This window comes from Peptococcaceae bacterium (genome assembly GCA_024655825.1).
Taxonomy (GTDB): Bacteria; Bacillota; Peptococcia; order DRI-13; family PHAD01; genus JANLFJ01.
In genome coordinates this window covers 1-22,200 of the sequence record JANLFJ010000021.1, presented here as the reverse complement: position 1 = coordinate 22,200, position 22,200 = coordinate 1, and the positions used below count along the sequence as shown (strand labels likewise).

Sequence of the window (22,200 nt, the reverse complement as noted above, 5' to 3'; positions counted from 1 at the left end):
TTTTTCCTCACTGCGCTCGCCGATATTTAAGTTTAACTGGCCTCTTTTTTGGCATCTTCCAGTTTTACTGAAACCAGGCTGGATACCCCGGTTTCCTCAATAGTGACGCCGTATAAGACATGGGCAATCTCCATCGTTCCCTTGCGGTGGGAGATGACGATAAACTGCGTATCGGTGGAGAATTCCTTGAGCAACTGGGCGAAGCCGGCCACATTTGATTCATCAAGGTTTGACTCGATCTCGTCGAGCACGCAAAAAGGGCTCGGTTTCACTTTAAGAACGGCCATGAGCAAGGCGATGGCTGTCAAGGATTTTTCTCCGCCCGATAAAAGAGAAAGGTGCTGCGATTTTTTACCCGGGGGCTGGACCACAATCTCAACGCCGGCTTCAAGCAGGCTCTCGGCATCAGTAAGCAAAAGCTGGGCCCGGCCACCCCCGAACAGGCGGGAAAACATCTCCTGAAAGTACTTGTCAACAAGGGCAAAGGTTTCTTTAAACCGCCTGGTCATGATCTGGTCCATTTCTTTTATTACCTGCTCAAGTCTTTCCTTGGCCCCGGTCATGTCGTTTATCTGCCCGGTCAGGAAATCAAGCCTTTCTTTTAGACGGCCGTATTCTTCTATGGCTCCGGTATTGACCTGTCCAAGGGCTGATATTTCTTCCTTCAACCAGCTTATCCTTTGTTGCGAGGAACGCTTGTCCAGAATAGACGTGCTTTTTTCTTTGGCTTCTTCGCAGGTCAGCCCGTACTGTTCATTGAGGCGGCTCGCCACCGCTTCCAGGGATGTCTCGTATTTTGACTGCTGTAGTTCATACTGGTGCAGTTTTTCTTCCTTTTCCTTCATCCAAGCGCTTTTTTCCTTCGCTTCCCGCTCGATTCTGCTTAGTTCTTCCTGCAACTGGTATTTTTTTGCTTTCATTTTCTCCAGCTGTTTTTCTTTCTCTCTTAAGCTCAATAATATTCTCTCTTTCTCGTACTCCAGAGAATTTAACGTTTTTTCAAGCTCCATTTTCTTTTCTTTAAGTTCCGCCTGGACTGTTTCCTTTTCCTCTTTATGCTGTTTAATTTGTTTCAGCCTGTTTGACAGGTAGCTGTTTTCCTTCTGGAAAGAAGCCATCTTTTCTTCTATCGTCGCTGCTTCAATGCGCAGTTGGGTCAGTTTCTCGTTCTTTTTCAATCTTTCGCTCTGTTTCTTTTTCACCTCATCCTGCAAGGTCAACAATTCATTGTTTATCTCTACGATCAGCTTTTTCAATTCATTGCTTCTTTCTTCCGCCTCGTTAATGCTCTTCTGGAAACCGGCTTTTTCTTCCGTTGTTTCGGCAAGCTGCCACCTGACCGTCTCCAGTTCTGTCTGGCAGCGCTCGTGATCGGCCTTCCACCTTTCCTGCGTTTTTAAGTTCTCCGTTTTCTTAATGATCAGTTCCTGAAGGTCTGCTTTAAGTTTCGCGATTCTTTCCTCGGATGCCGCAACAACGGCAGCTTGTTCTTCCGCTTCTTTTTCAGCCTGTTCAATTTCCTGCCTGAGCATTTCTATGGCCGACTCAAGCTCCCCGACAGCGCGTTTTCGGCTTAAGATGCCGCTGGCGTTTGCTTTTACGCTGCCGCCGGTAATTGAACCTCCGGTGTTGACAAGCTGCCCGTCCAGAGTGACCATGCGGCAGCGAAAGCCGATTGCTCTGGCCTGTTTTATGGCGGTTGAAAGGTCTTTTATCAGCCAAACACGTCCCAGCAGGAAATCCATAATCCCTTTGAACCTTTTTTCATATTGGACGATCTCGCTTAATAATCCCACCACTCCTTCTTCCTGCGGCGGCTTTTCGGCGGCTGTCGTTCCCTTTACAGTGGTTAGGGGCAAGAAGGTGGCCCTTCCTTTATCGTTATTTTTGAGCCATTCGACAGCTTTTTCCGCAGCGTCTTCATTTTCCGCGATCAGGTGCTGGAGTGCGCTTCCCAGCGCAACTTCAACGGCCAGTTCATATTCCTTGGGAACGCTTATTACCTGGGCCACCGTGCCCACGATTTGCTCGAAACCGCCCCTGGCCTTTTGGAGCAGTATTTCCCTGACCCCTTGCCCGTAGCCCTGCCCCTCTCTTTCCATTTCGCTGAAAACCCTCTGGCGGGCTGCGATGCTGTTCTTTTCATCCAGCAGGCCGCGAATTCTTTGCTGGATCTGTTTATACTTTTTCTCTTCTTCGCGGTAATGCATCTCGCTTTCGGCCAGCTGCTTCTCCAGGAAAAGCTGCCTTGCCGAGAATTCGCCGGCTTCACTTTCCAATTCGTCTGCCCTGTTTTTGATTGAATCAAGCCCCGATACCAGTTGTTTCTCTTTATCCCTAAGCTGTTCTTCGTGCCTTTCCAGCAGTGACAGCCGTTGTTTTACGCTGTTTATCTCATTGTTTATTCTTGTTTCTTCCTGCAAAAACTCGAAGTGTTCAGTTTTCAACTCGTCCAATCTTTGTGCAAGGCCCTGTTCTTCCAGGGAATCGCCGGATAGATAATCCTCATACTGTCTAAGCTTTTCCCGCGCTTCTTCCAGGGACTTGCCGAGCGCTTCACCGGCTGCCTTGTGATGTTCGCAATCGCTTTTCATGCTTTCCAGTTCTTCGTTTAATTTCCGGATTTCGCCGCCGTAATTCTTTGCCTGCTGGACGAGATCGGAAATGCGTTCCGCTGCGAGCTTCATTTCGCTTTCGTTTTTTTCCAGGCGCAGGTTTTCTTCATAAATGCTTTCTTGCTGAACAGCCAGATTTTCTTCTTGCTTTTGCAGCAGCAGTTTGTATTTTTCTTCCTTTGACAGGGCTTCATAGTATTCGGTGCGGGCCTGTTCAATTTCTTTTTCCTCGTTTTGCCGGCTCCTACCGATGCTTTCCAAGCGGCGACGGCATGTCTCCATCTCATCCACCAGCATGCCAATCTCCAGACCGTCCAGCTCACTCTTCATATCCCTGTACAGTAAAGCCGTCTTGGCTTGCTCAGCCAGAGGCTCTTCCTGTGATTCAAGTTCGCTTACAATATCGCGCAACCTGACAAGGCTGGCTTCCGTTTCTTCCAGTTTTTTGGCGGCTTCCCGCTTCCTGTGGCGGTATTTGACGATGCCTGCCGCCTCCTCGAGCAGGCCGCGTCTCTCTTCTGGCCTGACCGAAAGGATTTCATCCACTTTTCCCTGGCCAATTATCGAAATCCCTTCCTTGCCTATGCCGGTATCCATGAACAGCTCGTGAATATCACGCAGGCGACAGGGAACGCGGTTAATCAAATAATCGCTTTCTCCAGACCGGTAAAGACGGCGTGTTACCGTGATCTCGTTGAATTCGAGCGGAAAAAGGCCCGAAGAATTGTCGAGGGTGAGCGATACTTCCGCCATACCCAGGGAGCGTCTCTTTTCGCTACCGGCAAAGATCACGTCTTCCATCTTCCCGCCGCGCAGCGATTTCACGCTCTGTTCTCCCAAAACCCAGCGAACGGCATCGGCTATATTCGATTTGCCGCTGCCGTTTGGACCTACAACCAGGGTAATACCTGGTTTAAACTCCAGAACGGTTTTATCGGCAAACGATTTGAAACCATGAATCTCCAGCTTTTTCAAATACACGGGTTCACGCCCTTTTCACCAAAAAACTCATTTTCTTTTATTCGATATTTTTCCAGAAACTCCTTTCTTGACAAAAAAAGCCTTTTCCAGCCGTAGATCAGGGCCAGATCGCCGGCTGGAATACCGGGATCATTGGCCAGCCCGATCTCTGAGTGTGGAAATCTTTCTTTTAGGTGGGCCAGGTTTTCTTTCCTTTGACCCACAACCTTAGAAATATCGCGTGGGTTAAACATGACCACCGTTTTACCAGGTGGACACCCGGCAAGACAAAATATTTCTGTTAACTGCTTCAAGAACAGCCGGCTTTCAACCAGTTCACCATATGCAGGGTGATACGGACCGGCCAGCAAATCATTTTCCAGGGTTAAGTTTTCTGATGCCTGCAGTCCCATGCGGATTATTCTTATACCGTATAATGAAAACAGGGCGAACCACTGCGAGCCTATTTCCACTGTTTCTTCCAGACTCCACGGCCTGTAAATCCCCTTTTCATACCAACAGGCCAGGGTTGTCCCTTTAAGAATCAGGGCCGGGTAAATGCGCACTCCGTCCGGTCTGGAGCAAATTGTTTTCAGCGCGGTCGTTCTGGCCGTGCGGGCATTGTCTCCCGGCAGTCCCAGCATCAGCTGGTAAATAATCTCAAATCCGTACTTCCTCAGGGTTTCTGTAGCCTTGGATGTGTCGGCGGCAGTATGTCCCCTATAGCTTTTCTCCAGAACGTCCTCGTCCAGTGACTGCACGCCCAGCTCAACCGCAGTCACCCCGTATTCATTGAGTAGCCTCGCCTTCGTTTCATCGATAAAGTCCGGCCGGGTGGAAAGGCGAATGCCGGTGATTATTCCCGCTCTTTTTAATTCGGCCGCCGCTTCCAGCCACCTTTTTTGCTCCTCCAGCGGCAGTCCGGTAAAATTGCCGCCGAAAAAAGCCGCTTCCACCTTCGCGGGAATCTCTTTTACTGTTTGCAAATATTTTTTCACCACCGGCGCGACAGAAACGGGAGACATGGCGTGTTTTACCCCGCTGATTTTCCGCTGGTCACAGAAGACGCAGGTAAAAGGACAGCCGGCGTGGGGAATAAAAAACGGTACAACCAGAAACTTGTCCATCACTCGGCTCCCAGGGCATTCAGGGCAAGCAAGGCCGCCATCTGTTCCGCCTCTTTTTTTGTATGGCCCCTTCCCCTGGCCAGCTCTTTTTCATTAAGATAAACCGCGGCGTAAAACGTTTTGTCATGATCGGGTCCTTCTTCCTGCAGTATCCTGTAACAGACTTGGTTTTCAGGATTGCGCTGGATATACTCCTGCAGTTGTGTTTTATAATCGCCGAAAAACCCCCTGGCGGCGTTTTTTATCCTGGTTTTCAGCAGAGAAATGACGAAATAATTCGTTTTTTCAAGGCCAAGGGTCAGATAAAGCGCCCCGATGAAGGCTTCTAAGCAGTCGGCCAGGTTGGAAGCCCTGCCCGCCCCACCAGTCTGTTCTTCACCTTTTCCCATCAGGATATACCGGCCAAGGTTTAAGGCTCTTGCCGCTTCAGCCAGTGACGTTTCACAGACAACCGCGGCCCTCATTTTTGTGAGTTCTCCCTCCGTTTTACCAGGGTATTTTTCATAGAGATGCTGGGCAATGATCAGCCCTATAACCGCATCCCCAAGGAACTCCAGCCGCTGGTTGTGTTCAATGCCGCCGCCGCTTTCGTAAAGGTAGGAAGGATGTGTGAGGGCCTGGTTTACCAGTTCCAGGTTGATTGTCTTTTTTACTTTTACCACGGCCAGCAGTTCTTTCAGTTGTTCTTCACGCGTGCTGTTCAAGGTCGTTTAACACCCCTTTGTTTGCCTATAGCCCTGCATAACACAAGGGAGGCTTTCGCGAGCCTCCCTTATATTATGACGCTATTTCGATGAAACCACAAGATGGAATGGTTATTCACGTTTATTTGGCGAATTGTATTTGCCTACCACGACAGTGGCGTTTTGTCCTCCGAAGCCGAAGGAATTGCTGAGAGCGCAGTGAACTGTCATTTTGCGCGCCTTATTCGGAACGTAGTCGAGATCGCAGTCGGGATCAGGATTTTCATAATTGATTGTTGGCGGGACAAGGTCTTTATACACGGATAACACCGTGGCAACCATTTCAATCCCGCCTGCCGCCCCAAGCAAGTGTCCGGTCATTGATTTGATTGAGCTGATGGCCAGTTTAGAGGCATGTCCTCCAAAAACATTCTTGATGGCCATGGTTTCGAACTTATCATTCAGGTCTGTGGAAGTGCCGTGCGCATTGATATAGTCGATGTCTTCCGGCCGAAGTCCCGCGTCTTTCAAGGCTTCGCTCATCGACCTGGACATGCCCTCGCCGCCGGGTGCAGGCGCCGTAATATGATAAGCGTCGGCGGTAGCTCCGTATCCAAGTACTTCCGCATAGATCCGGGCCCCCCTTGCCTGTGCGTGCTCCAGGCTTTCCAGGACAAGTATGCCTGCCCCTTCTCCCATAACGAAACCATCACGCTCCGCATCGAAAGGACGGCTGGCTTTTTGCGGTTCGTCGTTGTGCGTGGAAAGAGCCTTCATCGCACAGAATCCGGCAAGAGCAAGAGGGGTTATCGATGCTTCGGTTCCCCCGGTAATCACCAGTTCTGCTGCGCCGCGCTGGATCAGCTTAAAGGCGTCGCCAATGGCGTTGGTTCCTGAAGCGCAGGCCGTAACCACAGTAATATTGGGGCCGGTTGCTCCCAAATTGATAGCCACTTGGCCCGCCGCCATGTTGCCAATCATCATCGGCACAAAAAACGGGCTTACACGGCTTGGACCTTTTTCATGGAGGACCCGGGCCGTCTCTTCCAACGTTTCGATGCCGCCTATCCCTGAACCCATTATTACCCCGGTTCTTTCTTTTTCCAGTTCTTCCGGTTTGATCCCGGCGTCAGCAAGCGCCATTCGTGCCCCGGCCACGGCAAACTGAGCAAAACGATCCATTCGCCTGGCTTCCTTTTTGTCGATATATATTGAAGGGTCAAAATCGTTTACTTCGCCAGCTATTTGCGTGGAGTAACCAGTCGTCTCAAACCGCGATATTTTTACTATCCCTGACTGGCCTGCGGTTATCCTTTCCCAAAACAATTCTAGTCCTGTTCCGACCGGTGAAATTGCGGACATCCCGGTTATTACCACTCGTCTTTTCATACAACACCCCCATGATTTTTATTTCAAACGCACTCTGCCGCTTCGCGCAGCAGGTTGCGAATAATCTCTCTCACCGGTAATATTTCCTTTATTTTGCCAATATACTCCCCCGAAAAAATCAAGCCTTCCGCCAATTTTCCCTGCTGGGCGTTTTGAAGCGCTTCCATGATGCAAAAGTTTTTGGCGCATTCCTTCAAGCATTTGACACAGCTTTTCGGAAAAAGTGTCAGGCCTTGGCTCAGTTTTTCGGTGAATTCGTTGCGGATGGCTCTTCCCGGAAGACCGACAGGGCTGTTGATCAGTATGATGTCTTCATCTTTGGCTTTAACGTAAGCCTCTTTCAGCCTGGTGTCCGCATTCGACTCCTCGCTTGCCGCAAAACGAATACCGATTTGCACGCCGTCGGCGCCCAGTTTGATCATTTCCGCCATATCCTTGCCGTCAACAATCCCGCCCGCGGCAATGACCGGGATGGAAACGGCTTTTTTGACTTTCGGGAGGAGTTCTTTAACGGATTCGCTGGTCCCAAGGTGCCCGCCTGCTTCCTTCCCTTCCACGATTACCGCCGAAGCCCCCAGTTTTTGCGAAATTGCCGCAAGTTTGTCCGTACCGACAATGGGGACGACGGGAACCCCGGCTTCCTTTCCCCAACCGAACATGTCGCGGGAAAAACCAGCCCCGGATACAATCAAATCTATTTTTTCTTCGATCGCTGTTTTAACCAGTTCGGCGAAGGCCGATACCGCATACATGATGTTAACCCCAATAATCCCTTGGGAAAGACTGCGCGCGCTTTTAATCTCTTCTTTTAATTCCTGTGGTGACATGCCGCTTCCGGCAATCAGGCCGATTCCGCCTTCATTGGCTACGGCCGCGGCAAGACGCGAGGTGGATATCCGGATGGCCATTCCACCCTGGATAATAGGTATCGCCGGTTTTAGATTGCTTATGCTGAGTTCTGGTAATTTCACCGTCTTACCTCCTGCTTTTTATTAGGAGGTCCCGCCGCTTGGGGTTACGGGACCTCCTAATTAAACTACTGTCTTTCTTTGATGTAATCCACCGCGTCACCGACAGTTTTAATCTTCTCTGCATCCTCATCAGGGATTTCGATATCAAACTCCTCTTCCAGGGCCATAATTAATTCGACAACGTCCAGGGAATCAGCATTCAGGTCATCAAAGGTGGTTTCCAGCGTTATATCAGCCGCTTCAACACCCAGCTGTTCAGCCACTATTGATTTAACCTTCTCAAATATGTTCATCCTTTCACCTCCTTCCAAATGCCGCCTGTTGTTTCTTGTTTTACATGGTCATGCCGCCGTCAACGGCCACGACCTGGCCAGTTATGTATGTCGCGCCTGGGCCTGCCAGAAAAAGCACGAGCTGGGCCACATCATCAGGATTACCCAGGCGGCCGGCTGGTATGCGCGCAGCCAGCTGTTCCCTGGCATCTTTGGAAATCTGTTCCGTCATGTCGGTGGTAATATAACCAGGGGCCACGGCATTCACCGTTATTCCCCGCGAGGCCAGTTCCCTGGCCGCGCTCTTTGTCAACCCCAAAAGGCCCGCCTTTGCCGCCGCATAGTTTGCCTGCCCGGTATTTCCTGTCAGGCCCACGACGGAGCTGATATTGATGATCCTGCCGGAGCGCTGCTTCATCATCGGCTTCGCGGCTGCTCTCAGACAATTAAAGGATCCGGTAAGATTTGTCGAGATGACCCGATCCCATTCTTCGTCTTTCATTCTTACGAGCAGGCCGTCACGGGTTATACCGGCATTGTTGACCAGAACATCCAGACGCCCGTATTTGCCGACCACATCCCTGATCATCTGTTCGACCTGTCCTGCCAGCGCTACGTCCGCCTTAACCGTTTCGCCCTTGCCGCCAAGCGCTTTGACCTGCTCCAGGGTTTGAGCGGCAGCCTCGTCGCTGCTCTGGTAGTTAATAATCACCACGGCGCCTTCTTTAGCAAAAGCAAGGGCGACCGCCCTTCCAATACCCCGGGAAGCCCCGGTGACAAGCACCACCTTGTCCTCAAACGATTTCCTGCAATCTGCCAATGTCCTGACCTCCTTTAAGCGTGGTCAGCGTTTCCCTTAAACTGGCTACATCTTCAATATTATACATTTCTGCGTTTTTAGCAACCTTTTTAATCAAACCGCTTAAAACTTTTCCCGGACCTATTTCAATGAAGGCGTTCACGCCCAGCTCAAGAAGTGTTTCCACAGATTGCTGCCACAATACGGCGTTGTTCACCTGTTCCACCAAGTTGCGCCTGATTTCTTTAGGGTCTTTTTCCAGCCGGGCCGTATAATTGGCCACCACGGGAATGCTGGCTTGTTTGATTTCCACTTTTGCCAGCTCCTCGCTCAACCTGGAGGAGGCCGGCTTCAAAAGGCTTGAATGAAACGGGCCGCTGACCGGAAGCATGACGGCCCTCTTTGCGCCTGCGGACTTGGCCAGTTCCACCGCCTTATTCACCGCATGCGTCTCGCCGGCGATGACAATCTGCCCGGGCGAGTTGAAGTTCGCTGGTTCCACCACCCCGCTAAGCGAGGCCTCACGGCATATCTTTTGGACTTCCTTCTCTTCCAGTCCCATGATGGCCGCCATTGTCCCTTTTCCCGGCCCTACTGCTTCCTGCATGAAGGCCCCCCTTTTTCTTACCAGCCATACGGCATCACCGAAGGAAAGCGCTCCCGCGGCAACCAGCGCCGAATACTCGCCGAGACTGTGACCGGCCACAAAACACGGTCTGATCCCCTCTTGTTCCACCACCCTCAGCAGAGCGACGCTGGTGGTCAAAATGGCGGGCTGCGTGTTTACGGTCAGCTTAAGCTCGTCTTCCGGCCCGTTAAAACAGAGCTCGCTTATCGAGAAACCAAGTCTTTCCTCAGCCTCGTCAAAAACGTTTTTGGCGGCAGGATACTCTTCGCATATTTCTTTTCCCATTCCGACATACTGGGAACCCTGCCCGGGAAAAACAAACGCCATAATTTTTTTATCCATAATGATACCAAAAACCCCTCACCTGAATAATTTGCTTTTTTGAGTCAGGACTTGCCTTGCTTCGCCGATTATTTCCTCAATGATCTCTGAAGCCGGCTGGATTTTTTTGACCATTGCCGCAACCTGCCCGGCCATTACCGAACCCGTCAGGACATCGCCCTCAACCGCCGCTGCCCTGAGTCTGCCTGTGCCAAGCTTTTCGAATTCCCCTTCCTCCGCCCCGGCCCTGGTCAATTTTTCGAACTCCAGTGTCAGCTTGTTTTTGAGGACACGGACATAATGCCCCGGATAGCCCGTGAGAACTGTATCGCGGTCCTTTGCCCCAATAACGGCCTGTTTGTAATTCATGTGCACAGTGCATTCCTTGGCGCAGATAAAACGCGTTCCCATCTGCACGCCCTTCGCTCCCAGACATAAGGCAGCCGCGAGCTGCCTTCCGTCAGCTATGCCCCCGGCGGCGATCACGGGGACCTGAACCGCATCCACAATCTGCGGCACAAGAGCCATCGTGGTCAGTTCTCCCGTGTGCCCGCCGCACTCCATTCCTTCCGCAATCACGGCATCCACGCCCGCTTTTTCCAGGCGCTTGGCCAGGGCAACAGCAGATACAACCGGTATGGTTTTTATTCCCGCTTCCTTGAGCCTGGGAATGTGTTTCCCCGGGTTGCCGGCCCCGGTGGTGATAACGGCGACCTTTTCGTCGATGACCGCTTCGATAACCTCCTCCACGAACGGCGACAGGTAATACACGTTAACCCCAAAAGGTTTTGCCGTCAGGGCTTTCGCTTTCCTGATTTGCTGGCGCACCACCTCTCCAGGCGCGTTTCCCGCGCCTATGATCCCCAGGCCGCCGGCTTCGGATACTGCCGCCGCAAGCTCGGCGGTGGCCACCCAGGCCATTCCTCCCTGGATGACCGGGTGCTTTATCCCTATTAAATCGCATAATTCCGTATGTAAAGCTGTTTCCAATTCACAATCTCCCCTTTACTAATCACTTGCACCATTTCAGCACGCAGGCTCCGTAGGTTAACCCGGCCCCAAACCCTACCAGCACAAGACAGTCTCCTTTTTTGATCAAACCCTTTTCCAGGGCTTCTTCCAAAGCCACGGGGATGGATGCGCTCGACATGTTGCCGTACTTATCCAGGTTTATATATACTTTGTCCGGTGAAAGTCCAAGCCGTTTTACAGCCGAGTCAATGATCCGCGTGTTGGCCTGATGAGGAATAAGAAAATCCACGTCTTCTTTCGATAAACCCGCTTTTTCCAGCGCCTTCAACGCTGTTTCCCCCATAATCCTTACGGCGAATTTGAAGACCTCGTTGCCGGCCATGTGTATGTAATGCATCTTGTTAGCGACGGTATCCAGGGAAGCAGGCATCCTGGAACCGCCTGCCGGAACTTTCAGCAGGTCGCCGCCGGCGCCTTCGGCATGCAAATCGAAGGATAGAAAGCCTTCACCTTCCCCGACTGGTCTCACCACCGCCGCCCCGGCCCCATCGCCAAACAGCACGCAGGTGTTGCGGTCTTCCCAGTTGACCAATCTTGTCAGTATTTCCGTCGCCACCACCAGCACGGTGTTATACATCCCCGAAGCCACAAACTGGTTGGCTACCGCCAGCGCGTAAATGAATCCCGTGCAGGCGGCAAACAAGTCAAAAGCTCCCGAGTTCTTGGCTCCCAGGTTATCCTGGATCAAACAGGCAGTAGCCGGAAACAGCATGTCTGGATTGGCGGTGGAAACAATTATCATCTCTATTTCCTCAGGTGTCACTCCCGCATCTTCCAGCGCTTTCAGCGCGGCCTTGGTTCCCAGATCCGACGCGGCTTCCGCCGGATCCGCTTTTCGGCGTTCTGAAATCCCGGTGCGCGTGCGAATCCATTCGTCCGAGGTATCCACCATTTTCTCCAGGTCCGCGTTCGTAATCTTTTGCGAGGGCAAATAAGTGCCGATGCCAGTAATCCCCGCCGGTCTTAAAAATGCAGACATCTTCTCACCAACCTTACCATTTTTCGATGCTCTTTTGCAGTTCATCAATGAAGTTGCTGTTTACACAATCCTTGGCTGCCGCAATGGCATTTTTAATCGCTTTTGCCTGGGAGCTGCCGTGGCAAATGATGCTGACCCCTTTTACTCCGAGAAGAGGCATACCCCCGTACTCCGCATAATCAAGGCGCCATTTCAATCTCTTGAGCCCCGGTTTTAACATGAGCGCCCCTATTTTTCGCCAAAGGCTGGCCGTCATTTCTTCCTTCAGCAGAGCCATGATGGTTCCTGCCGTGCCTTCAATAATTTTCAGGGCGATGTTGCCTACAAAACCGTCGCAGACCATGACCTCCGCTTTGCCGGATAAAATGTCTCTCCCTTCGATATTTCCTATAAAGTTCAGGTCTCGGTCAGAACCCAGCAGTTCATAAGCCTTAATCGTCAAATCGTTGCCCTTGGCGGCTTCTTCACCTATGTTGATTAAACCCACTCGAGGATTATTCATCCCCAGGACCTTTTCAGCGTAAATTTTTCCCATTTTTGCGAACTGTAAAAGGTTTGCCGGTTTGCAGTCCGCATTGGCGCCCCCGTCAAGGAGCAGGGCTGGTCCTTGGAGTGTCGGAAGAATAATGAGAATAGCAGGCCTGTCAACTCCTTCCAGCCTTCCCAGGCCGAACAGGGCCGCCACCATTTGCGCTCCCGTACTTCCAGCCGAAACGACGGCCTGGGCTTCTTTTTCCTTTACCAGCCGTGTCGCTACCGTTATGGAAGCGTCCTTTTTTTTTCGATAGGCCGTGGCCGGGTGTTCGTGCATGCCAATAACTTCCTGGCAGTGGACTATTGACAACCGGCTGCTGTTTGCCAGTTCACCCGGCAGGTGTTTTATTATCTCTTTTTCCTGCCCAACCAGGATTATGTGCAGACTGCTATCCAGTTCCGCCGCAGCCAGCGCGCCTTTGATAATCTCAGCGGGCGCGTGGTCGCCGCCCATTGCGTCAACCGCAATCCTCATCAAATCACCTTCCTCCTCGTCTATCTGGCCACCAGAATGAATTTACCGACAAAAACCTCTTCCGCCCCGACCTTGGACACCACTTTAACCAGGTATTTGTTATACTTTTTCCTGGCAAAAACCGCCTTGGCCACAATTTTTTCATGCAAGTAAACCGGTCTTCGGTATCTCAGCCTGGCGCTGCCTGTAAGCACGATGTCGGCATCAATGAGCGCGGTAGCCAGGGTATTGGCCTGTGAAAAAATATGGTCGCCCCGGCAGACCTGGCTTTTTTCCGCCACCATCTCTTCTCCCACTTCCAGAACAGAAGTGGCATAATTGCCCAGCTCAAGTTCGAGAAGTTCTCCCACGAACTCTTTGCCCGACATGGAGCGCACTTTTTTAAAAGCCTGTTCAGCCACCTGCTTTGTTCTTTCCCTGAGTTCCGGGATCCCCAGTTCAATCCTGTCAAGCCTGATTGTTTGGACACTGACATCGAATATTTTTGCCAGTTCTTCATCAGTGGTAAACGGGTTTGTAAAAAGCAACCGGGCTAATTCTCTTTGCCGTTGATTTTTACTCAACCTGGTTACCATTGCCATTCAGCTCCTTACCAGATTTATAGCAGGTATCAATACCTAGTATAAATTCTAACGCTGTTTTTGGCAAGCAAAAAACACAAAAAAAGAAAGCCTACTCAGCTTTCTTTTTTACTTCGAAAATTTTCCTGCCGTCATAATACCCGCAGGCAGGGCATATTCGGTGGGGCTGTTTAAGTTCGTGGCATTTCGGGCAGGTGACTATACTGGGAATTTCCAGTTTGAGAATTTCTGCTCTTCTCCTGCGAATCCTGCATTTTGAACGGCGGTGTTGTTGTACGCCCATGAAGACCACCTCCTCTTTTCCTTAATTGTTTGCCTGGTCCTTTATTAATTTGGCCAGTACAGCCATTCGCGGGTCAATATCGCCCTCCCGGCATTCGCACTTTCCTTCTTTCAGGTTTTTCCCGCAGTGCGGGCAAATACCCGGGCAACCGGGACTGCATAATACTCGCATCGGCATGTTGAGAATAAGGTTCTGCTGGACTGCCTGGGTAATGTCTATCCATTCTTCGTTAAATACAGTAATATCATTTTTGTCCGCGCTGTTTATCATCTCTTGGTCGCAGTCGCTTTCATGGCAGTAATGCTCAGTGAACTCGAAATCAACGGGAAGTCGCACCTCTTCAAGGCACCTGCTGCAACTGGTTAAAAAAGCCGTTTTTACTTTAGCTTTCATTTCCAGCAATTTTCCCGTATTAACAACGCATCCTTCCACCTGTATAGGGCTGCAAATAACAATATCCCCCTCGTCCCTGAAGCTCGCTATTACACAACCGAACTCTTCCCTGGAACCCGGCTCTTTGCGAAGACGGCTGACGTTCAATTTCACCGGTTGTTCACCTCTGTTTGAGCTACACATTGTAACTACGTCATTATACAAAGATAAAAGCATGCTGTCAACACGCCGCAGTCCGGTTCTGTGCCGCAGTCCGGTTCTTCATCTCGCTCAGGCGGAAGGAGCACGTTGTTTTTAACGATAGGCTAGCTGATCTCCTGGCAGCAGGTCATGGCGCCAGTATTAACAATGTCTCCGATGCTGCAGCCCCTGGAAAGGTCATTCACCGGCTTGGCCATCCCCTGCAGCACAGGTCCCACTGCTTCTGCGTCTCCTAAGCGCTGCACAAGTTTGTAGCCTATGTTGCCGGCCTGCAGGTCCGGAAAGACAAGGACATTGGCTTTACCCGCCACAGGGCTGCCGGGAGCTTTTGATTTCGCCACCTTGGGAACTATGGCCGCATCAAGCTGCAGTTCACCGTCGATCTCCAGCCCAGGATATCTTTCCTTGGCGATTTGGGTAGCCCTTACCACTTTATCGACCAATTCGTGGCTGGCGCTGCCTTTCGTGGAGAAAGAAAGCATGGCTACCCTAGGTTCCATTCCTACCAGGTCCCGCGCGGTTTTGGACGACGCGTAGGCAATTTCAGCAAGCTGTTCAGCAGTAGGGTTTGGTGTAACTGCGCAGTCGGCAAAGACCATCACCCCATCTTCGCCGTATTCTTTCAGCGGTGAGACCATCAAAAAAGCGCCTGATACCACGGAGATGCCCGGAGCGGTTTTTATTACTTGCAACGCAGCCCTTAGAACATCCCCCGTGGTGTTCTGCGCGCCGGCCACCATCCCGTCGGCAGCTCCCTTGAACACCAGCATCGCGCCGAAGTACAGCGGGTTTTTCATCAGGGCGACCGCTTCGTCTCTTTTAAGGCCTTTGCTCTTTCTGATTTCCAATAACGCCTCGACATATTCCGAGAACTGCTCGGAGTAAGCAGGGTTGATGATTGTAACTTTAGACAGGTCCGCGCCGGTCTTCTGGGCAACTAGTTTTATCTCGCTTTCTTCCCCTAGAAGTATAACTCTGGCTATTCTTTCTTCAGCTATTATTCCTGCGGCTTGAACTGTTCGTTCTTCTGTTCCTTCGGCCAGCACCAGGGTCCTTTTATTATTTCTGGCCTTTTCTCGAATTTTTTCGATCAGGTTCATAAAGGCGTCCTCCTTTGGTATAATTTTCATTAACCAAATTAATATTCTCCATTTCTTTTGTTTTTCCTATTTTGATTAATATTTTTTTGAAAGAAATCCATGTTAATTCTGTTCAATTTATAGATAAAGTTGAGGGGAATGAAATGAAAGTAACCGGCATCATCGCCGAGTACAACCCTTTCCACAACGGGCACCTATACCACCTGACTCGGGCCCGGGAAAAAACCGGTGCCGCTGCCGTAATCTGCGTCATGAGCGGGAATTTTATGCAAAGGGGCGAACCGGCCATAGTCGATAAATGGGCCAGGGCTGAAATGGCCCTGGCAAACGGGGCGGACCTGGTCCTGGAACTTCCAGCGTTGTACGCTACTCGAAGCGCGTACTGGTTCGCCCGCGGCGGTATCGAAACCCTGTACCGGACAGGTGTAGTGACTCATCTCTCTTTCGGTGTGGAAACCCACGAACCCGACATGTTTCTTAAAACCGCCCGTCTGCTTGTTCAAGAAACACCGGAATTCAGGTCGGCTTTAAAAAGGGCCTTGAAAAAAGGCCATTCCTTCCCTAAAGCGAGAAGTTTGGCCCTGGCGGGTGAATTTATGGAATCTGCGGTTTGGAATAAACCAAATAATATTCTCGCCCTGACTTACATTCAGGTACTGCAGGAAATGAAAATTCCCCTGGAGCCTGTTCCCGTTACCAGGAAAGGAGCAGGCTATGAAGAAACCCAACTTGCTCCAGGCCGGCTGCCCAGCGCTACAGCAATTCGACACCGCATCATAAATAGCGGTGATGGCCCTCTTCATGTCACCGCAGGAATGGAGGAGTTTCTACCGCAGACAAGTATAAAAATTCTGTGCAGGGAATTTGAAAAAGGCCGCGGCCCGGTCTCCCGCGAGGACATGGACCGGCAGGTAATGACGCTTCTGCGCCGCAGCAGCGAAAGCGAATTGCTTAAAATCGTTGATTTGACTGAAGGCTTGGAAAACCGGATCGTAAAAACGGCCCAAATGTCTGTCGGCATCAGTGACTTTTTGGATAAACTGAAAACAAAAAGATACACATACACCAGGCTGCAGCGTTTCCTGGTTCACCTTCTCCTCAACTATACAAAGGATAAGGAATCAGTGCTCAAAGGAGGTCCTCCGTACTTGCGCATACTGGGGTTCACCAGCACAGGCCGTAAACTGATCAAAAAAATAAAAGAAACAAGCATGTTGCCAGTAATTACTAAGGCTGCACACTGCCGCAAGTTTTCTGCATCCGGGGAGACATTCAGCGTCTTCTGGGAAACTGATCTCCTGGCCGCCAGCCTTTATTCCCTTCTTTACCCCGCCGCTGCATGCAGGCATGGCAACGCCGACTATTTTCGCGCTCCGGTAAATCTGTCCTAATTGAAGTGCCCAGCTTTCCGGTTCCCTGCCAGTTCAATCATTATTTCTTCAATTATTGCCTCTGCGGCGATCCGGCCAGCTTCCACGCACTCCTCAGCCTTGTGAAATTCCGTTGTCCCTATTTCTTTAGTATCGGGCGTAATCAAAAAATCCGCCGCTTCCAGGCTTTCCTTACAAGCTTTGTTTTCCAGTATCTCAATTGAATGCATGATAATATCGTAGATATTCTGTATTTTTATCCTCTCACCCGCGGGGCAAGCCTTAACATCTACGGCCACGACGTAATCGGCGCCCATTTCTTTTAGTATTGAAACGGGAAGCCTTTCGGTAACAGCTCCATCTACCAGGAGCCTGTCTCCGGCCCTAACGGGGTTGAAAATCCCCGGTATTGAAATACTGGCCCTCACAGCCTGGGCCACGTCCCCTTCTTCCCTGAAAACAACCGGTTCGCCCTTTTCGATATCCGTGGCCACTACAGCCAGCGGGATATGAAGCTCTGAAAATTCCTTATTGTGTGTCAGAAGCCGGATTAGACCAAGCACCTTTTCACCCTTAAGAAGCCCGACCCTGGGTATGTTGACATCGATAAAGAGCGAGCGCTGAAGAGTGGAGGCGAGTTTGGCCAGCAGATCGATATCCGTCCCGGAGGCGTAAGCAGCTCCGATCAGGGCTCCCATGCTTGAGCCGGCGATCATGTCAACCTTTAATTTTTTCTCTTTAAAAACCTGGAGAACGCCGATATGGGCCAGTCCTTTCGCCCCTCCCGCTCCCAAGGCCAATCCGAGTTTTTTCATGACACTCCACCTCTTTTCAATATACAAAAAAGCCGCTTCCATCAACTGAATGGTCTAGCAGCACTTTTCCCGCCATATAATTTTAAGGGGCGCCGGGAAAGGTGGCTGTCTTATGCTGGACATCTGGAAAAAAAACAGCGGCGGTTTTCTTTCAGCGTTTTTAGCCGGGCTTGTTTTCTTTCTCGCCATATCCATGCTTATCTGGCCGGAAGCAAGCTACCAGGGAGCCCGTTTGGGGCTGGAACTCTGGGCAACCGTCCTGGCGCCCTCACTGCTGCCATTCTTTATTATTGCCGAAATGCTGCTCAATTTAGGCATCGTAGCCATGTTGGGAGAACTGGTCGAACCCCTGATGCGCCCCCTTTTTAATCTCCCCGGAGCGGCCTCTTTTGTGGTGACTATGGGCTTCAGTTCCGGTTTTCCCATGGGAGCAGTGTTCACCAGAAGGCTGTGCGAAGAGCAGCTGTGCACAAAGGAGGAAGGCGAGCGGCTTGTAGCCTTCACCAACAATTCCAGTCCGCTTTTCATCCTGGCCGCTGTTGGTGTGGGCATGTTCCATAATCAAGCCCTGGGAATGGTGCTGGCTTTATCGCACTATTGTTCAAATTTTTTGCTCGGTGTAATTCTTGGCGTTTTTAGCCCCAGAAAAAAGCAAAACTCGGTGTTTAGGGGCATTTTAAAAAAAAGTGCCCGCACCCTGTTTGAGACCTGGAAAAAGAAAAAACCTCTCGGTCAATTGCTTGGGGAAGCTATTCGCTCCGGGATCAATACAATTACCCTCATCGGCGGCTTTATAGTCTTCTTTGCCGTGCTAATAAGGGTTCTCCAAACTTCCGGCATACAGGAGCACATCGAAAACACCATCAGGGCCATATTATACATGCTGGGCTTGGACCCGGCTTTAAAGACACCTTTTACAACAGGCTTCTGGGAAATAACTCTTGGTCTAAAAGAGCTTTCTCGCTGCGATTTACCTTTGACGGTAAAGGCCGTTTCCGCTAGCGTCATCCTCGGGTGGAGCGGGCTTTCTATCCAAGCCCAGGTTACCAGCGTGCTGGCAGGTTCGGGAATAAGACCGCGCCTTTATTATTTAGGCAGGATAATCCAAAGCGTTTTGGCTGGAGCAATCGCTTTTTTACTTTCTATCACCAGCCGGCTCTGGGAAAACTTCACAGCTGTCCCTGCCTTTTCTACATTCCCGGTAAATGGTTCTCCTCTTTTTGTTTTTAAATACAACCTTATTTACGGTTTTTGGTCTGCCTGCAAATGGTCAATTCTTATCATGGTCGTAACTGTTTTCGTCTCTTTAGCTATTTGCTTTTTCAAAAATGATTATTAAAGCAAAAAACCTGAATACCATCAGGTTCAAAGCTTGATAGGACAGTCATTATGGCCAAACGGCGCCTTCTCTTACCCCTTTTTCTGCAGGTTTTGCCTTATCTCCTCCCGTCCTTTTCTTACCACCTGCAGTATTTTTTCCAGCTCGCTCTGGAGCTGGAGCATAACGTCATCGGCATAGTTAAAAGCTCCCTGGGTCACTTCTTTGGCAATGTTCTTGGAGTTCTCTATTATCTCGTCGCTTTGCAGTTTTGCAAGCTTAACCACTTCGCTTTCCCCTGCAATTCTCTGCAGTTTGGACTTGGCTGTTTCGATTATTGTCTCTGCTTCGCGGTTGGCTTCACTGATGATCCTTTCTCTCTCCCGCATAATCCACTCGGCCTCATTGACCGATTCAGGCAATACGGCACGGATCCTGTCTAGAATACTGTAAAGCGTATCTTCGTGTATAATCAGTTTACCGGTCATAGGAATACGAGAACACTCTTCTATTGTGTTTTCAAATTCATCAAGCAAGCGCAAAATTTCCATGTTTTATTCCTCCATCATTTTTACATATGCTTTTTATCTATTGGCATCATACTGGTAATACCAAATAACCGTATCCCCGTAACGGCTTGTCCTGGTAAGCGCCAGCTGTCCAAACCTCTCTGGCAGGATTGTTTTACCACCAGTTTCGGCGATAACCAGCGATTGATCATTTACAAGATTTGATTTCCCGAGCAGCCCCAGCACAAGGTCATAGAGACCTCTTTCATACGGCGGGTCCACATACACCACATCAAAGCAAGCGCCACCTTCTTTCTCAAGAAATCTGAGCAGATCTACAGCATCCATGTTGAAGACCCGGCTGTTTTCTTGGAAGCGGCAGCGCAGCAAGTTCTCACGGACAAGACGGCACGAATTTTTATCAATATCATTAAAATAACAACACCGTGCTCCCCTGCTTAAAGACTCAATCCCTACCGCTCCCGTTCCGGCAAAAAGGTCCAAAAAAACCGCACTTTGAACCTTGCTGCCGATAACATTAAAAACAGCTTCTCTTACCCTGTCCAATGTGGGCCTCGTTTTCAAACCTTTCAACGACTTGAGGTTGTGGCCCCGGGCCGTACCAGCGATCACGCGCAACGTCTTTCATTGGCTCCTTTTAAAAAATTATATCACATTATTGCCTTTATTTTATATTTCCTTTATTTCCTTTATTCGCCGCTCATATCGAGTTTCCTTTTCGTTTATAATATAAAAGAAAAGGAGAAAAGGACAAATTACCGGTAAAATCTTTCCTCATCAGTCCCTTTGGCTTACCAGCCCGCATTTTGCGGGCCTTTTATTTTTATTTAGCCTTGTTTTTTCATAAAATTATGCTTTAAGAACACGTTAAAAATCCCATTTATCAGCAAGAGACAGCGGGGTTACCCGCCGCCTCTTTCACTATAAATCGATTGTTTATCGATACATCCTGGCTGCCTAGTTACCGTATCCGACGAAGGGCCATCCCGGGAATAGCACTAGAATGAGGATGATCAGGAAGAGCATGCCGGTGCTGCCAAATCCCCAGCCGCAACCAGCCTGTTGAGTTTCAACCATATTAGCCCAACTCTCCTTTCTTTTATTTAATTATGGATGCTGCCCTTAATATAATATGAGTCATAAAAACTCACTGTTACTTTTTATTTCTGGCATGTTGTCAAGCGTCGGATTACATAAAAGCTCACAGGGCAGGAGAAAATAAATGCCAGTAAGGCATAAGGAGGTCCCCGGATTGAAAACAAAAAGCGAGTTATATAGACTGCTGGGAATTCATCTTGGTCTTGCCGTGGAAGCGCATAATCTTATCAGGGGAGAGACCGGGCGTGAAGTACCAGGCGTGAAAATGGAAGAAAGCCGATTTGATTATGGCACAATAAAAACAATAACCATTCTTGACGAACAGGGCGAACAAATAATGGGAAGGCCGCGAGGAAGCTACATAACGCTTGAATCGGCATCTCTCAGGAACAACAACAGGACGGAACATAAAATTATCGGTGAAACGCTTGCCCAAAAATTAAAAGAAATTTTACCTTTAAAGAACGACTCGGTCATCCTGGTCATTGGTTTGGGCAACTGGAACGCCACCCCCGATTCTTTAGGGCCCAAGGTTGTCAATTTATCCATGGCCACCCGTCACCTGTTTCAATACGCGCCCGAAGAACTGCGCCAAGGCTTGAGACCTGTCGCGGTACTGGCTCCCGGTGTTCTAGGTATTACAGGAATTGAGACTGCTGAAATCATCAAAGGGACCGTGGACCATGTCAAACCTGATTTGTTGATTTGCATCGACGCTTTGGCGGCAGGAAGCGTGGAAAGAATAAATGCCAGCATCCAGATAGCTACAACCGGTATCAGTCCGGGTTCCGGGATAGGAAATAAACGTATGGGTATCAACATGGAAACGATGGGTGTGCCGGTCATAGCAATCGGTGTCCCAACGGTTGTCCCGGCAGGGATCATTGCTCACCAGGCCATGGAGGAACTGTTCAACCACTTGCGTGCCACGCCGGCCCTGCAGAGCGTTTACATGGGCTTGCGTCCCGTGGCCGTAAATGAAATGATCGCCAGGGTACTGGAGCCATTTGGCGGTGAACTCATGGTCACGCCCAAAGAAATTGACGAACAAATTTCCAACACAGCAAGGGTTATAGCCATGTCACTAGCAATCGCCCTTCATCCAGGAATGCCCCCTGGCGAGGTTGAGCATTATCTTCATTAACTGAAGCGTTTTATAAACTTTAAAACAAGCAGGAATATTATTCCTGCTTGTTTTTGATTTATCTGACGCCCCTGGTCAGGTTTTCTTCAGCAAACTGGATCATCTTTCTGACCATATATCCCCCGACGTAGCCGTTCTGGCGGGAAGTCAACTGTCCCTTGTCGATCTGGCCATAGTTGGTCAGGCCAAGTTCGCCGGCTATTTCATACTTCAGTTGGTCAAGAGCATTTTCCGCGCCTTGAACAGCTGGCTTGTTGGTGTTCCTCGTCATTTCCTTTTCACCTCCCTTCTCAGGCCTCTAACTCCCTTGAGGGAAATATTCATATGCAAGCTTAGTATTATCCGTACACAAATCGTTTATACCTTCATACTAAAATATTTTTTTAAAATGTTTTACCAATTAAGGTTTATTTTTACTAATACCCTCGTTGATATTTTTTATTCTTTTTTAAATTAAATACCTGGTTTCGCCTGGCAAAAAATAACAATAAAAAAGAGCCCGCAGGCTCTTTTTTATTGTTATTTTTACTTGAACAGGGAAAGCAGGACGCCGGCGGCGACGGCGGAACCGATAACCCCGGC

Annotated in this window: 22 protein-coding genes; 3 read left to right on the top strand and 19 right to left on the bottom strand. The window is 49.8% G+C overall.

The features are described 5' to 3' along the window. Positions 1-32 precede the first annotated feature (32 nt). The 15 genes from smc to pta all read right to left on the bottom strand — a co-directional run bounded on the left by smc (position 33) and on the right by pta (position 15,343). A complete protein-coding gene (smc, locus tag NUV48_09415) occupies positions 33-3,596 on the bottom strand; it encodes a chromosome segregation protein SMC (GenBank protein MCR4442355.1) in 3,564 nt (1,187 codons plus the stop codon). Next, positions 3,587-4,702 carry a radical SAM protein gene (locus NUV48_09410; GenBank protein MCR4442354.1) on the bottom strand — a complete coding sequence of 372 codons (1,116 nt, stop codon included), beginning with the start codon at positions 4,700-4,702 and terminating at the stop codon, positions 3,587-3,589. Before NUV48_09410 ends, smc begins: the two co-directional genes overlap by 10 nt. Next, a complete protein-coding gene (gene rnc, locus NUV48_09405; protein ID MCR4442353.1) occupies positions 4,702-5,406 on the bottom strand; it encodes a ribonuclease III in 705 nt (234 codons plus the stop codon). The genes NUV48_09410 and rnc overlap by 1 nt, the downstream gene beginning before the upstream one ends. 111 nt (positions 5,407-5,517) lie before the next feature. Beyond that, entirely contained in the window at positions 5,518-6,774 is a 1,257-nt protein-coding gene (gene fabF, locus NUV48_09400; protein MCR4442352.1) for a beta-ketoacyl-ACP synthase II, read from the bottom strand. A gap of 23 nt (positions 6,775-6,797) precedes the next feature. Then, positions 6,798-7,745, bottom strand: coding sequence for a nitronate monooxygenase (locus tag NUV48_09395; GenBank protein ID MCR4442351.1), 948 nt, complete (start codon positions 7,743-7,745; stop codon positions 6,798-6,800). A 65-nt stretch (positions 7,746-7,810) separates the two neighbouring features. Next, positions 7,811-8,038, bottom strand: coding sequence for an acyl carrier protein (gene acpP / locus NUV48_09390; GenBank protein ID MCR4442350.1), 228 nt, complete (start codon positions 8,036-8,038; stop codon positions 7,811-7,813). Positions 8,039-8,078: 40 nt separating this feature from the next. Further along, the gene (gene fabG / locus NUV48_09385) at positions 8,079-8,837 is read right to left on the bottom strand and encodes a 3-oxoacyl-[acyl-carrier-protein] reductase (GenBank protein MCR4442349.1); all 759 of its coding nucleotides are present in this window, start codon (positions 8,835-8,837) and stop codon (positions 8,079-8,081) included. Beyond that, positions 8,812-9,786: an ACP S-malonyltransferase gene (fabD, locus tag NUV48_09380; GenBank protein ID MCR4442348.1), complete on the bottom strand. Its 975-nt coding sequence runs from the start codon at positions 9,784-9,786 to the stop codon at positions 8,812-8,814. Before fabD ends, fabG begins: the two co-directional genes overlap by 26 nt. Before the next feature lie 18 nt (positions 9,787-9,804). Beyond that, a complete protein-coding gene (fabK, locus tag NUV48_09375) occupies positions 9,805-10,755 on the bottom strand; it encodes an enoyl-[acyl-carrier-protein] reductase FabK (protein ID MCR4442347.1) in 951 nt (316 codons plus the stop codon). A gap of 22 nt (positions 10,756-10,777) precedes the next feature. Then, on the bottom strand, positions 10,778-11,776 hold the full coding sequence (locus tag NUV48_09370) for a ketoacyl-ACP synthase III (protein ID MCR4442346.1): 999 nt from the start codon (positions 11,774-11,776) through the stop codon (positions 10,778-10,780). 13 nt (positions 11,777-11,789) lie between these two features. Continuing rightward, entirely contained in the window at positions 11,790-12,785 is a 996-nt protein-coding gene (gene plsX / locus NUV48_09365) for a phosphate acyltransferase PlsX (GenBank protein ID MCR4442345.1), read from the bottom strand. A 20-nt stretch (positions 12,786-12,805) separates the two neighbouring features. Next, complete coding sequence (gene fapR / locus NUV48_09360; GenBank protein MCR4442344.1) at positions 12,806-13,360, bottom strand: transcription factor FapR; 555 nt, start codon at positions 13,358-13,360, stop codon at positions 12,806-12,808. 97 nt (positions 13,361-13,457) lie between these two features. Beyond that, on the bottom strand, positions 13,458-13,649 hold the full coding sequence (gene rpmF, locus NUV48_09355; GenBank protein ID MCR4442343.1) for a 50S ribosomal protein L32: 192 nt from the start codon (positions 13,647-13,649) through the stop codon (positions 13,458-13,460). A 21-nt stretch (positions 13,650-13,670) separates the two neighbouring features. Next, complete coding sequence (locus NUV48_09350) at positions 13,671-14,195, bottom strand: DUF177 domain-containing protein (GenBank protein MCR4442342.1); 525 nt, start codon at positions 14,193-14,195, stop codon at positions 13,671-13,673. Positions 14,196-14,347: 152 nt separating this feature from the next. Continuing rightward, positions 14,348-15,343, bottom strand: a complete 996-nt coding sequence (gene pta / locus NUV48_09345; protein MCR4442341.1) for a phosphate acetyltransferase — start codon at positions 15,341-15,343, stop codon at positions 14,348-14,350. Positions 15,344-15,486: 143 nt separating this feature from the next. Between pta and NUV48_09340 the strand changes: the two genes are divergently transcribed. Further along, positions 15,487-16,734 carry a nucleotidyltransferase gene (locus NUV48_09340; protein ID MCR4442340.1) on the top strand — a complete coding sequence of 416 codons (1,248 nt, stop codon included), beginning with the start codon at positions 15,487-15,489 and terminating at the stop codon, positions 16,732-16,734. Here NUV48_09340 and NUV48_09335 read toward each other — a convergent pair. Continuing rightward, complete coding sequence (locus NUV48_09335; GenBank protein ID MCR4442339.1) at positions 16,731-17,528, bottom strand: patatin-like phospholipase family protein; 798 nt, start codon at positions 17,526-17,528, stop codon at positions 16,731-16,733. The genes NUV48_09340 and NUV48_09335 overlap by 4 nt on opposite strands. Before the next feature lie 112 nt (positions 17,529-17,640). On the opposite strand from NUV48_09335, the gene ylbJ reads away from it, so the two are divergent. After that, positions 17,641-18,867 (top strand): sporulation integral membrane protein YlbJ, encoded by a 1,227-nt coding sequence (ylbJ, locus tag NUV48_09330; protein MCR4442338.1) that lies wholly within the window; start codon positions 17,641-17,643, stop codon positions 18,865-18,867. Between the two features lie 71 nt (positions 18,868-18,938). Here ylbJ and NUV48_09325 read toward each other — a convergent pair whose 3' ends face one another. Further along, positions 18,939-19,397 (bottom strand): ATPase, encoded by a 459-nt coding sequence (locus NUV48_09325; protein ID MCR4442337.1) that lies wholly within the window; start codon positions 19,395-19,397, stop codon positions 18,939-18,941. Positions 19,398-19,430: 33 nt separating this feature from the next. After that, entirely contained in the window at positions 19,431-19,988 is a 558-nt protein-coding gene (gene rsmD, locus NUV48_09320) for a 16S rRNA (guanine(966)-N(2))-methyltransferase RsmD (protein MCR4442336.1), read from the bottom strand. 640 nt (positions 19,989-20,628) lie between these two features. Between rsmD and gpr the strand changes: the two genes are divergently transcribed. Continuing rightward, positions 20,629-21,618 (top strand): GPR endopeptidase, encoded by a 990-nt coding sequence (gene gpr, locus NUV48_09315; protein ID MCR4442335.1) that lies wholly within the window; start codon positions 20,629-20,631, stop codon positions 21,616-21,618. Positions 21,619-21,676: 58 nt separating this feature from the next. On the opposite strand, the gene NUV48_09310 is transcribed toward gpr, so the two are convergent. After that, positions 21,677-21,889 carry an alpha/beta-type small acid-soluble spore protein gene (locus tag NUV48_09310; GenBank protein MCR4442334.1) on the bottom strand — a complete coding sequence of 71 codons (213 nt, stop codon included), beginning with the start codon at positions 21,887-21,889 and terminating at the stop codon, positions 21,677-21,679. Positions 21,890-22,200 lie beyond the last annotated feature (311 nt).